Origin of the sequence: Peribacillus frigoritolerans (genome assembly GCF_001636405.1) — a bacterium.
Lineage (GTDB): Bacteria > Bacillota > Bacilli > Bacillales > DSM-1321 > Peribacillus > Peribacillus frigoritolerans.
Genome location: NZ_KV440950.1, coordinates 4,032,617 through 4,045,013, shown reverse-complemented (window position 1 = coordinate 4,045,013; position 12,397 = coordinate 4,032,617). Strand labels below are relative to the sequence as shown.

The following is a 12,397-nucleotide window of genomic DNA, read 5'->3' as shown; positions in this document are numbered from 1 at the left end:
ATGAGTTTTTTCAAAAAGTTAAAAGAGAAATTTACGACTCAGGAAGAAAAAGAAAAAGAAAAATCAGTTGAAGCAGAAGTATCCATTGGGGAAAAATTCAAACAAGGTTTGACAAAGACGAGGAATTCCTTTACTGGAAGGGTTAATGAACTTGTTGCCCGTTATCGGAAAGTGGATGAGGACTTCTTTGAAGAACTTGAAGAAATCCTGATACAGGCTGATGTAGGCTTTGATACTGTGATGGAACTGATTGATCAATTAAAAATGGAAGTCAAGCTTCGCAATATCTCTGATACGAGGGAAGTGCAGTCCGTTATTTCCGAAAAGCTTGTTGAAATCTACCAAGGTGATGATGAAGCGACTTCAAGCCTGAATATGCAAGAAGAAGGTTTGACTGTCATTTTGTTTGTAGGGGTTAATGGGGTAGGTAAAACGACCACCATTGGTAAACTTGCCCACAAATTCAAAACAGAAGGAAAATCTGTCGTATTGGCTGCAGGGGATACCTTCCGTGCCGGTGCGATTGAACAGCTTGAGGTTTGGGGTGAGCGTGTCGGTGTCAGTGTAATCAAACAGGGTGAAGGCTCTGACCCAGCAGCTGTCATGTTCGATGCCATTCAGGCCGCCAAGGCACGAAAAGCGGATATCCTTATCTGTGACACTGCCGGTCGCTTGCAGAATAAAGTGAATTTAATGAAGGAATTGGAAAAGGTGAAACGTGTAATTGAACGTGAAGTACCAGGTGCACCACACGAGGTGCTGCTTGCCCTTGATGCTACAACTGGACAAAATGCCCTTATCCAGGCCAAGACATTCAAGGAAGCGACAAATGTTTCCGGTATTGTTTTAACAAAGCTTGATGGCACCGCAAAAGGTGGAATTGTTTTGGCGATTCGCAATGAATTGGCCATTCCCGTTAAATTTGTCGGGCTAGGTGAAAAAATGGATGATCTACAGGAATTCGATGCCGAGAAATATGTTTATGGCCTTTTTGCTGATATCATCGATAAAGAAGAGGTTTAAGGGAAAATTGTAAGCCGGAAGAGTCCATTCTCTTCTGGTTTTTTTACCATGATAATTGGAGGACCTATTGAAGAAATGCCAAAAAAGAAGCGGAAAATGAAAAAAATAATGCTTTGCAAACACGTGGTAAGGAGTTTAACTTGACATCAAATAAACAAGGCTTTACAATATAAACTTGTAAAGGGTTTTCACTTAACAGCAGGGAGGCTTGCTAAGATGCTTGAAAAGACAACGCGGATTAATTATTTGTATGACTTTTACCAATCGTTGTTAACAGAGAAGCAGCAGAGCTACATGTCCCTCTACTATCTGGATGATTACTCTCTTGGCGAGATTGCCGATGAATACGAAGTCAGTAGGCAGGCAGTCTATGATAATATAAAAAGAACAGAAGCGATGCTTGAGGAATATGAAGCAAAGCTATTGTTATTTCAAAAATTTCAAGAGCGTAACCAGTGGATTGCGAATATGAAGGGACTCATAGAAAAGGAATCCTTTTCAAAAGAGAAGCTGCTAGACGCAATCACAACGCTTGAGAAGTTGGATTAGGAGGCGGCAATATGGCATTTGAAGGATTGGCCGACCGACTGCAGAGCACGATGCAAAAGATCCGTGGAAAAGGGAAGGTCAACGAAGCGGACGTTAAAGAAATGATGCGTGAAGTTCGATTGGCCCTGCTTGAAGCGGATGTTAACTTTAAAGTCGTGAAGGATTTTGTAAAACGTGTCAGTGAACGTTCGGTAGGTCAGGAAGTGCTGAAAAGCTTAACCCCCGGTCAACAGGTAATTAAAGTAGTTAAGGAAGAATTGACTGAGCTGATGGGCGGCGAACAGAGCAAGATTGCCGTTGCCTCGAAACCACCGACTGTCATTATGATGGTAGGTCTTCAGGGTGCTGGTAAAACGACGACCACCGGAAAGCTTGCCAATCTTCTTAGAAAAAAATACAACCGCAAGCCATTGCTCGTTGCGGCTGATATTTACCGTCCGGCGGCGATTAAGCAGCTCGAAACACTTGGCAAACAATTAAGCATGCCTGTTTTCTCCCTTGGGGACCAGGTCAGCCCTGTTGAAATTGCCAAACAGGCAATTGAAAAAGCTAAGGAAGAACATCATGACTATGTGTTGATTGATACCGCAGGCCGTCTTCATGTGGATGAAAACTTGATGGGCGAACTGAAGGATATCAAAGAGTTGACAAAACCTGATGAAATCTTCCTGGTTGTCGATGCAATGACAGGTCAGGATGCGGTCAATGTAGCCCAAAGCTTCAATGAACAGCTAGGCCTGACAGGAGTCGTTTTAACGAAACTTGATGGGGATACACGTGGTGGTGCGGCACTTTCAATTCGTTCAGTCACCGACACGCCGATCAAATTCGTCGGTATGGGTGAAAAATTGGATGCACTTGAAGCGTTCCATCCAGAACGGATGGCGTCAAGGATCCTCGGCATGGGTGATGTATTGACCCTTATCGAAAAAGCACAGGCCAATGTAGATGAAGAAAAAGCGAAAGAATTAGAGAAAAAGATGCGTACCGCCACTTTTACCTTTGATGATTTCCTTGATCAGCTTGGTCAGGTGCGGAATATGGGACCGCTTGATGATATTCTGAAAATGATTCCCGGTGCGAATAAAATGAAAGGGATGGACAACCTTCAGATCGATGAGAAACAGATCGGTCATGTTGAAGCTATCATCCGTTCAATGACAACGCATGAAAAGGAACATCCGGAAACCATGAATGCATCCCGCAAGAAACGGATTGCAAAAGGAAGCGGCAGATCGATTCAAGAAGTGAACCGTCTACTGAAGCAATTCGAAGAAATGAAAAAGATGATGAAACAGGTCACGAACATGCAAAAAGGAAAGAAAAAGGGATTCAAATTCCCGTTCATGTAAGGTTTATTTCAGGTTTAAACTGAGGCAAATACGGGTTGAAGCCATGTATTTCAACACTTTTTTTACCTGTTAAGAAAAAAACCTTTACAAACATGCAAGACATTTGATATTATACTATCTTGTGTGAAACTATTCGGAGGTGCTTATTTAAAATGGCAGTAAAAATTCGCTTAAAACGTATGGGAGCTAAAAAATCTCCTTTCTATCGTATTGTAGTTGCAGATTCTCGTTCACCACGTGACGGACGTTACATTGAAGTGGTAGGAACTTATAACCCGGTTGCTCAACCAGCTAAAGTTGAAATCAACGAAGAGCTTGCTCTTAAATGGTTACAAGATGGAGCTAAACCATCTGATACAGTTCGTAACTTATTCTCTACACAAGGCATCATGGAAAAATTCCATGTTGCAAAAAACAGCAAGTAATCGACGGTAGTTGATGAAAGCACTTATTGAAACGATTGTTTCAGCACTTGTGGATTATCCGGAAGAGGTCATTGTGACCTCCAAGGAAGAATCCGACCGGATTGTTTATACCCTCTCCGTTCATAAAGAGGATATGGGCAAGGTTATCGGTAAACAAGGGCGTGTTGCTAAGGCGATTCGGACTGTGGTATATGCAGCAGGATCTTCACAGCAGAAGAAAATCTATTTGGAGATTTCCGAATAAGGAGGGTTAATACCCCTCCTTTTTTTGTACTTGAAATTTCGACTTGGATCCTAATTGAATAGACCCGGACTTTAAACTTTACGCCTTTTTAAGACGCATCTTTTATCGATTTACGTTATACTTAAGAGAATGACCCCCATTTCAAAAAGATTACCCCATCATACATATTTTTTGAAGGAAATAAGAAATCTTAGATAATAGGAGGTGCTGGAATGAAAATTCTCCAAAATGTAATCGTTAACCAAGTATTAACGGAATCCAGCAAGAATCAGCTCCTCGAGAAATACAAGTCAAAACGCCTTCAGCTTCAAAAAGAGAGTGAACAGCTTCGCTTTGAACTGAAAAAACTTGAAAAAACAAGAACTCTCCAACCTGCTAGTCTCCGTGCTCATTTTGAAAAAGAAATAAACCAGAGGCAAGAAAAAATTAAACTGCTTGAATTTCAAATGGAGCAGTTGGAGATCCTTCCCGCAGGTAGTGAATTGAAGGAACGGGAAGTTCAAAGTATCATTGATGTGGAAATTGGGGCAGATTGGGACGAAATCATGGCAACGAAGACCATTGTCATAAAAGATGGAATCGTCTCGGAAATTCGTTAGAGGTGAAAGAATGGAAAAATGGTTTAATGTAGGTAAAATTGTCAACACACATGGTCTTTTAGGAGAAGTCCGTGTAATTTCTTCAACAGACTTTCCGGAAAAACGATACAAAGTGGGAAATACTCTGTATCTGTTTAGGGACACGGAGAAAAAACCCTTGCCCCTCATCATCAGGTCGCATCGCACCCATAAAAACTTTAACCTATTGACGTTCGAGAACTATTATAACGTCGGACAGGTCGAGGCATTTAAAAACGGGGTCCTGAAAGTGAAGGAAGCACAGCTTGGTAAATTGGACGAAGGTGAGTTCTACTTCCATGAAATCATCGGCTGTTCGGTATTTACCGATGAAGGAATGGAAGTTGGGGAAATCGTTGAGGTTCTTACGCCTGGTGCCAATGATGTTTGGGTCATTAATAAAGCTGGCAGTAAGGACATCCTGATCCCGTATATTGAACAAATTGTTAAAGAAGTGGATATTTCCGCTAAAAAGGTCATCATTACACCGATGGAAGGACTTTTAGACTGATGAAAATCGATGTGCTTTCGCTTTTTCCAGAAATGTTCGAAGGGGTATTTGGTTCGTCAATCTTAAAAAAGGCTGCGGAAAAGCAGGCTGTTAGCTATAAGGTGACCAATTTTCGAGATTATGCAGATAATAAGCATTCGACGGTAGATGATTATCCTTATGGAGGCGGTGCCGGAATGGTATTAAAGGCACAGCCGATCTTTGATGCTGTGGAAGCTCTTAAAGGGCAAGGTGAGCTAACCCCAAGGGTAGTCCTGCTTTGTCCCCAGGGAGAGCGTTACACGCAGAAAAAAGCCGAAGAGCTTGCTGAAGAAGAACATCTCATTTTCATTTGCGGGCATTATGAAGGGTATGATGAGCGCATCCGGGAGCATGTCGTAACGGATGAAATATCTATAGGTGACTTTGTGCTTACAGGCGGGGAATTGGGCGCAATGGTCATTATTGATAGCGTTGTTCGCTTGCTGCCGGGCGTTTTGGGGAATGTTGACTCCCCGATCCTTGATTCCTATTCTTCTGGTTTGTTAGAGCATCCCCATTATACTAGACCTGCAGATTTCCGGGGGATGAAAGTTCCCGATCCGCTAATATCCGGGAATCATAAAAAAATCGATGAATGGCGGATGAAGGAATCTCTGCGCAGAACTTGGATTCGACGTCCGGATTTACTCGATAGTTATGAACTATCTGAAGTTGAAAAAAAATTATTGTCCGAGATTAAAAAAGAAGACTGATGTCTATTGCATCGACGCTTAGAGTATGATAGGATATACCTTGTGACTTGGGCAAAATGCTCAGTCTTATAACGATGTTCCGCTGCAAACAATAAGTATTTGCAAGAGCGTCCAGGAGGAGTTGAAATCGATGCAAAATCTTATTAACGAAATCACAAAAGAACAACTTCGCTCAGATCTTCCATCATTCAGACCTGGTGACACAGTACGTGTACACGTAAAGGTTATTGAAGGAACTCGCGAACGTATCCAGTTGTTTGAAGGCGTTGTAATCAAACGTCGTGGCGGCGGAGTTAGTGAAACTTTCACAGTACGTAAGATCTCTTACGGAGTTGGAGTAGAACGTGCTTTCCCTGTTCACACACCAAAAATTGCGAAACTAGAAGTTATCCGTCACGGTAAAGTACGTCGTGCGAAACTTTATTACCTACGCGAACTTCGTGGTAAAAAAGCACGTATTAAAGAAATTCGTCGTTAATTCTTCGAATATCTTCATGCGGGTTTACCATGATCCACATAAGGTGAATAACCAAACAGTATCATGCAAAAAAAGGGAGCTTGTTTATCAGGCTCCCTTTTTGCACTTTAAGAAACGATGAATGCACATAGGGTGAAAGCTATATAGAATCCTGCTCGCTATAGCGTCCGCAACATGTTAAAATAATTGTTGATATGCTTCAAAAAGGGTGGATAAGGATGGCGAAAAAGAAAAATGAATTGTGGGAATGGACAAAGGCGGTCATAATCGCGGTTATAGCGGCGACGCTGATTCGTTATTTCCTCCTGGCTCCTATTGTTGTGGACGGCAATTCCATGATGCCGACATTAAAGGATACGGACCGCATGATCGTTAATAAAATCTCCTATTCGATTGGCGAACCCAAAAGATTCGACATTATCGTTTTCGAAGCTCCAGAAGGCAAAGATTACATAAAGCGGGTCATCGGATTGCCAGGGGAAAAAGTTGAATATAGAAATGATACTCTTTACGTGAATGGAAAAGCTTATGATGAGCCATACTTGGATGAATATAAAGAACAATTGATTGATGGCGGGGCTTTGACGGAACCTTTTACATTAAGTGATGTCATAGAACAAGGAACGGTGCCTGAAGACCACCTATTTGTCCTGGGGGATAACCGCCGTTTCAGCAAGGATAGCCGCCATATTGGTGTAGGTGTCGTTCCTTACGATAAAGTGTTAGGAAAAACTAAATTAGTTTATTGGCCGATCGAAGACTTTCGATTGGCGGAATAGTAGGAAGGTGGATTCCATTGACAATACAGTGGTTCCCTGGCCATATGGCCAAAGCAAGACGGGAAGTAACAGAGAAATTAAAACTGATCGACATCATCTTTGAACTTGTGGATGCCCGGATTCCGGCATCTTCACGAAATCCGATGATCGACGAAATCATTCAGCATAAACCGAGGGTCATCCTTTTGAATAAAGCTGATATGGCCGATCCGGCAAAAACGAATATGTGGCTCGAACATTATAAATCGCAGGGGAAAACGGCGATTGCCATTAACTCACAGGCAGGAAACGGTTTAAACCAGATTACAGCTGCATCCAAAAATCTTTTAAAAGAAAAGTATGAGCGGATGGAATCAAGAGGAATAAAGCCGAGAGCGATCCGTGCCATGATAGTCGGCATTCCGAATGTGGGGAAATCGACTTTAATCAATCGACTTGCCAAAAAGAACATTGCCAAAACAGGAAATACACCTGGAGTCACTAAAGCGCAGCAATGGATAAAAGTGGGTAAGGAATTGGAATTGCTCGACACGCCGGGGATTCTCTGGCCGAAATTCGAGGATCAAGAAGTAGGTTTGAAGCTTGCGTTGACAGGTGCAATCAAGGATACGATTTTAAACTTGCACGAAGTCTCATTATACGGCCTTCGCTTTTTGGAAAAAGAATACCCGGAAAGACTGAAATCCCGTTATAACCTGGATATAATTCCACAGGAAACGCTCGAATTGTTTGATGCTGTCGGAAAGTTCAGGGGCTGTTTAGCATCTGGGGGCTTCATCGATTATGACAAAACCGCAGAGTTGGTCGTACGTGAAATCCGTTCAGAAAAGATGGGCCCGCTTACGTTCGAGGTTCCTTCGGATTATGAAAAGGATGATATCCCCGAATCAGATTAACATTGACTTGAGTGTTGTAATACGGAGCTGGAGTTGGATGTCGAAAAGATTTTTTCTTTTTGATGTCTCTTTTCCGCTCCGTATTTTTGTTTGAACTGTAGAAAGGAAGCAAGACTGCCGATAATTAAAATGATGGGTGATAAAAGATGATAACTGCAATGAGCATTAAGGAAATCTCCTTAAAGTTAAAGACGATAAAAGAGCCTGAAGATTTATTTATACAGAAATGTCGGGAGGACGGTCGGAAGGGAGTAACCGACTTAGTAAACAAATGGCAAAGAACTTATGAAAAAGAACAACAGGTAAGGGATGCTTTCACGGAAATGACAGAGTTTGAAAGGCAATTAAGGAAACAGGGGTTTTCCATTCTCGCTGGCATCGATGAAGTGGGAAGAGGACCTCTGGCAGGACCGGTTGTGACAAGTGCAGTCATCTTGCCTGATTCTTTTTATTTGCCAGGGCTTAATGATTCTAAAAAGATTCCGGAGTCAAAAAGGGAACAGTTTTATGAGATGATTTTTAAGGAAGCGATATCCGTAGGTGTAGGTGTTGTACATAGCGAAGTAATTGATGAAATCAATATATATCAAGCTACGAAAAAGGCAATGGTGGCTGCAGTGAACGATCTGTCAGAACTTCCGGATCATTTGTTGATCGATGCGATGGAACTGGATGTGCCGATTCCCCAGCTTTCGCTCATAAAGGGTGACGCAAGAAGCATTAGCATCTCTGCGGCATCCATAATAGCCAAGGTGACTCGTGATAGGATGATGAAGGAATATGGTGAAAAATATCCGGAATATGGTTTTGGAAAGCACATGGGTTACGGGACAAGCCAACATTTAGAAGCGCTCGACATACACGGGCTTACACCTTGGCATAGAAGAAGTTTTGCGCCAGTTAAGGAAATCGCTGCACGAACGAAGGGATAAGGGGGGATGAGTGGTGCAATCCATAGCAAGCGGTCAACCTGTAGCTTCACCCATTGAAATAAAAGGAACTGCGAGTTTGAAAAACGGGCAAATCCTTTTCGGGAAGGTAAATAAGGTTTTTCTTAACCAAACGGCCGAGGTACAGTTTGGCCATCAAAAAATGGTTGCCACTCTTGATATCCCGCTTCGTACAGGAGTGAAGTATTGGTTTCAAGTGCAGCAACCAATTGAGGGGTCTGTCGTGTTAAAAGCTTTAGATTCCCCCAATTTGAACGTTTCTGGCTTAAAGGGAACAGTTGCACAATTGATCGCTCACCTCGGCATAAAACCTGAACCGGCCGCAACCAAGCTTGCCGAATACCTGCTGACAAACCGCCTTCCGATAACCAAGGAGACTTTTCGATCCGCTTTGCAATGGTTAAAAGCTGCTGATGCTGCAGAAGTTGGTCTTCCTGTAATAAAAACAATGTTCATTCAGCAACTGCCTTTTGTAAAAGGTGTATTTGATGCATTATTTACGCAGTCCAAAGGTGAACCTTTCCACAAACTCCTCAGTGGCTTCAGGCAGCAGCTGCAGGATGGTGGGGCAGTAACGAGGACTGCATCCAAACTAAAGGAGGTATTGGACTCTTTACATGTTGCCAAACAGAACCAGCTTCAACAAATAGGTTTACAGAAACTTGTGACCACTTGGCTGAATTCCGATTCAACGCCAGAAATGAAATCCGCGGCATTTTCCCTGCTTCAAAAGACGGGTTTCGTTCCAAAGGGGATGACGGAATCCGTCTTTCTGCAAAGTTTAGTGGATGGAGCTGAGGTTAGGTCCGGTATTACTAAAAATTCAGCGATTGATAAATTACACCAAGGATTGCAGTTGCTTTCCGAGGCTAAAGGCGGAGCATTTGCACATGTTGAAGAAATCGAAATGGCTATTAACCGCATATTGAATAGGCATGATCACGAGAAGGCAAAACTAATTGATATCCACTCGATGCAGAGACAAAACATTCCTGCAGAAAAACTTACCCCTCTTGCCTTTCATTTACTCCAGAATGCTTTTGCCGAAGCGATAGCTACAAATGCAGTAGGCGGAAAAAATAGAAGTGAATGACCTTATAGGCTACTTGAATATGGACACAGAGCAAGTAGCTGAGTCGAAGGGTAAAGCGGCTGAGTTACTGTTTAAGTCGCTTAATGAGCCTCCTGAGGCCCAATATGCTAGGATTAATGAGAAGCTGGTCCTTTCACATGTATTGGCAGCTGATTTTCAATCAATCGATTTCACCAATGGACCTTCTGTCGCACACCAACTGAAAGAAATGACCAAGATCCTTGGACTCCAGCTGGAACATGCACTCATCAATCTTCCAGGAGATGATATGGCGGATTTCCCCAATGATTTAGAGACACTTAAACCGTTGCTGCTTAAATTGCTGAATGAGCAAATTCCGGCAGCTATCAAGGAGATGGCAGAACAAATCCTGAATCGGATTACTGCGCAACAGATCCTTTCACAGGAAAACGGGCCGATTCAGAATTTACTCCTTACACTTCCACTCAATCTGGGGTCCGCTCAAACGGATCTGACGATACAATGGAGCGGAAGGAAGACAAAAGAAGGCAAAATAGACCCGGATTACTGCCGAGTCCTATTTTATTTAGAATTGGAGCGCCTTGAAGAGACGGTCATCGACATGCAGGTTCAAAACCGAATCATAAAAGTGATGGTCATCAATGGGCATGGTACAACCCTTGAAGAGGCGGCCGGTCAATATCTTGGCATCCTGAGAGAGAATCTTGGGAAAATGGATTACAGATTATCAGGAGTTTCGTTTGTAAATGCCGTATATGGAAAAGAGCGGGACCTTAGGGGGAAACCGATTCCTTTTTCAGATGCGGGTTCATATAGTGGAGTGGATATTCGAATATGATAAATGATAAACGAAAAGAAGCCATTGCTTTAAAGTATGATCAAAAGACATCCAAAGCGCCCGTCATATTGGCCAAGGGGAAAGGGAAAACGGCTGAAACTATTATGGAAAAGGCCATGAAACACGATATACCGGTCCAAAGGGACGAATCGCTTGCTGCACTTTTAGGTCAATTGGATATAAATCAAACGATTCCGGAAGAATTGTATGGAGCTGTTGCAGAGGTATTTGCATTCATTTATAAAGTTGACAAGGACATGAATCGGTAGGAGACCACCCATTTGGTTTCACCAATGGGTTTCTGTTGGTTTATGTAGAATATTAGGGAAATCACTGATGATTTTTCATTATATTAAAAAAATACTAAACTATTTGTTAAAGGACAAGGCCATGGCTTTGTCCTTTTGCTTTTCCTTTGAATCAAGACCAGGTTTTGACAGTGGTTTTTCATGAGGGTATCTTTGGATCAAAAGATTGAAAAGGCTTTCATGGAAGTGATTTTGATAGAAATATGACTCTATTTGTACTAGAATTTCAGATCCGAAATAAATGCTATTAATAAGAAAAAAACACAACGGAGCAGAAGGTTTTTTCTATTTTATTAAAGGGTAAGGAAGTATATTATAATAATATTTCAAAAATTATGTGAAAGAATATTATGCACGAGGGAGAATTTTGTTGTAATATGATAGAGAAAACACGCATTAAATTCCAAAGTTGTTTTTTAGTAGATAAGGAGGATGGGAAATGAATATCCATGAGTATCAGGGGAAAGAGATATTGCGACAATACGGGGTATCCGTTCCAAATGGCCGGGTTGCCTTTACTGTTGATGAAGCAGTTGAAGCAGCGAAGGAGTTAGGTACGGAAGTTGTTGTCGTCAAAGCTCAAATTCATGCGGGCGGCCGCGGTAAAGCCGGCGGAGTCAAGGTAGCGAAGAATCTTGATGAAGCACGTACATATGCAGAAGAGATTCTTGGCAAGACACTGGTGACCCATCAAACGGGACCTGAAGGCAAGGAAGTTAAGCGTTTACTTATTGAAGAAGGCTGCGACATTACTAAAGAGTATTATATCGGGCTTGTCCTTGACCGTGCTACGGACAGTGTCGTATTGATGGCTTCTGAAGAAGGCGGTACGGAAATTGAAGAAGTGGCCGAAAAGACACCAGAGAAAATATTCAAAGAAGTAATCGATCCGGTTGTCGGCCTGACTGGTTTCCAAGCACGGAGGATTGCATTCAATATCAATATTCCGGCTTCACTTATAAATAAAGCTTCTAAACTGATGATTAACCTATATACAGCTTTCGTTGATAAGGATTGCTCAATCGCGGAAATCAACCCATTAGTGGTAACGGGCGACGGCGATGTAATGGCGCTTGATGCTAAATTGAATTTCGATGATAATGCGATTTACCGCCATAAGGACATCGCGGAGTACCGTGATTTGGATGAAGAGGATGCGAAAGAGATTGAAGCATCAAAACATGGCCTAAGTTACATATCGCTTGACGGAAATATCGGATGCATGGTTAATGGTGCCGGGCTTGCTATGGCGACGATGGACATCATTAAACATTATATGGGAGATCCGGCTAACTTCCTTGATGTAGGTGGCGGCGCCACTGAGGAAAAAGTAAAAGAGGCTTTCAAAATTATCCTTTCCGATCAAAATGTTAAAGGCATCTTCGTTAATATCTTCGGAGGAATCATGAAATGTGACATCATCGCTACAGGTGTCGTGGCTGCTGCCAAAGAGCTTGGACTGGATGTCCCTCTTGTTGTTCGTCTTGAAGGAACGAATGTGGACCTTGGCAAAAAGATTCTAAAAGAGTCAGGTTTAAATATTACGGCTGCTGAATCAATGGCAGATGGAGCACAAAAAATAGTATCACTTGTAGGATAATAGGCAGGGGGGAACATA

The 12,397-nt window shown here is 42.3% G+C and carries 16 protein-coding genes; all 16 read left to right on the top strand.

Going from position 1 to position 12,397, the window contains the following annotated elements; genetic code table 11:
* The 16 genes from ftsY (at position 1) to sucC (ending at position 12,379) form a co-directional block, all read left to right on the top strand.
* Entirely contained in the window at positions 1-1,023 is a 1,023-nt protein-coding gene (ftsY, locus tag A6755_RS19050) for a signal recognition particle-docking protein FtsY (protein WP_063591668.1), read from the top strand.
* Positions 1,024-1,239: 216 nt separating this feature from the next.
* Complete coding sequence (locus tag A6755_RS19045; protein ID WP_034313718.1) at positions 1,240-1,572, top strand: putative DNA-binding protein; 333 nt, start codon at positions 1,240-1,242, stop codon at positions 1,570-1,572.
* A gap of 11 nt (positions 1,573-1,583) precedes the next feature.
* Positions 1,584-2,924: a signal recognition particle protein gene (gene ffh, locus A6755_RS19040; RefSeq protein WP_034313716.1), complete on the top strand. Its 1,341-nt coding sequence runs from the start codon at positions 1,584-1,586 to the stop codon at positions 2,922-2,924.
* Between the two features lie 152 nt (positions 2,925-3,076).
* Positions 3,077-3,349, top strand: coding sequence for a 30S ribosomal protein S16 (gene rpsP, locus A6755_RS19035; protein WP_048684918.1), 273 nt, complete (start codon positions 3,077-3,079; stop codon positions 3,347-3,349).
* 13 nt (positions 3,350-3,362) lie between these two features.
* Positions 3,363-3,593, top strand: a complete 231-nt coding sequence (locus tag A6755_RS19030) for a KH domain-containing protein (protein WP_034313713.1) — start codon at positions 3,363-3,365, stop codon at positions 3,591-3,593.
* 212 nt (positions 3,594-3,805) lie between these two features.
* Positions 3,806-4,192 carry a YlqD family protein gene (locus A6755_RS19025; protein ID WP_034313711.1) on the top strand — a complete coding sequence of 129 codons (387 nt, stop codon included), beginning with the start codon at positions 3,806-3,808 and terminating at the stop codon, positions 4,190-4,192.
* 10 nt (positions 4,193-4,202) lie between these two features.
* Complete coding sequence (gene rimM, locus A6755_RS19020) at positions 4,203-4,721, top strand: ribosome maturation factor RimM (RefSeq protein WP_063591667.1); 519 nt, start codon at positions 4,203-4,205, stop codon at positions 4,719-4,721.
* A complete protein-coding gene (trmD, locus tag A6755_RS19015) occupies positions 4,721-5,455 on the top strand; it encodes a tRNA (guanosine(37)-N1)-methyltransferase TrmD (protein WP_034313706.1) in 735 nt (244 codons plus the stop codon). Before rimM ends, trmD begins: the two co-directional genes overlap by 1 nt.
* A 130-nt stretch (positions 5,456-5,585) precedes the next feature.
* Positions 5,586-5,933 (top strand): 50S ribosomal protein L19, encoded by a 348-nt coding sequence (gene rplS / locus A6755_RS19010; protein ID WP_034313702.1) that lies wholly within the window; start codon positions 5,586-5,588, stop codon positions 5,931-5,933.
* Positions 5,934-6,151: 218 nt separating this feature from the next.
* Entirely contained in the window at positions 6,152-6,712 is a 561-nt protein-coding gene (lepB, locus tag A6755_RS19005; RefSeq protein ID WP_034313700.1) for a signal peptidase I, read from the top strand.
* Between the two features lie 17 nt (positions 6,713-6,729).
* On the top strand, positions 6,730-7,608 hold the full coding sequence (gene ylqF / locus A6755_RS19000; protein ID WP_063591666.1) for a ribosome biogenesis GTPase YlqF: 879 nt from the start codon (positions 6,730-6,732) through the stop codon (positions 7,606-7,608).
* Positions 7,609-7,757: 149 nt separating this feature from the next.
* Positions 7,758-8,540 (top strand): ribonuclease HII, encoded by a 783-nt coding sequence (gene rnhB, locus A6755_RS18995; protein WP_244889756.1) that lies wholly within the window; start codon positions 7,758-7,760, stop codon positions 8,538-8,540.
* 13 nt (positions 8,541-8,553) lie between these two features.
* Positions 8,554-9,651, top strand: a complete 1,098-nt coding sequence (locus tag A6755_RS18990; protein ID WP_063591665.1) for a hypothetical protein — start codon at positions 8,554-8,556, stop codon at positions 9,649-9,651.
* The gene (locus tag A6755_RS18985; protein ID WP_063591664.1) at positions 9,644-10,471 is read left to right on the top strand and encodes a hypothetical protein; all 828 of its coding nucleotides are present in this window, start codon (positions 9,644-9,646) and stop codon (positions 10,469-10,471) included. The genes A6755_RS18990 and A6755_RS18985 overlap by 8 nt, the downstream gene beginning before the upstream one ends.
* A complete protein-coding gene (locus A6755_RS18980) occupies positions 10,468-10,740 on the top strand; it encodes an EscU/YscU/HrcU family type III secretion system export apparatus switch protein (protein ID WP_063591663.1) in 273 nt (90 codons plus the stop codon). The genes A6755_RS18985 and A6755_RS18980 overlap by 4 nt, the downstream gene beginning before the upstream one ends.
* 478 nt (positions 10,741-11,218) lie before the next feature.
* A complete protein-coding gene (sucC, locus tag A6755_RS18975) occupies positions 11,219-12,379 on the top strand; it encodes an ADP-forming succinate--CoA ligase subunit beta (RefSeq protein WP_034313681.1) in 1,161 nt (386 codons plus the stop codon).
* The last annotated feature ends 18 nt before the right edge of the window (positions 12,380-12,397 follow it).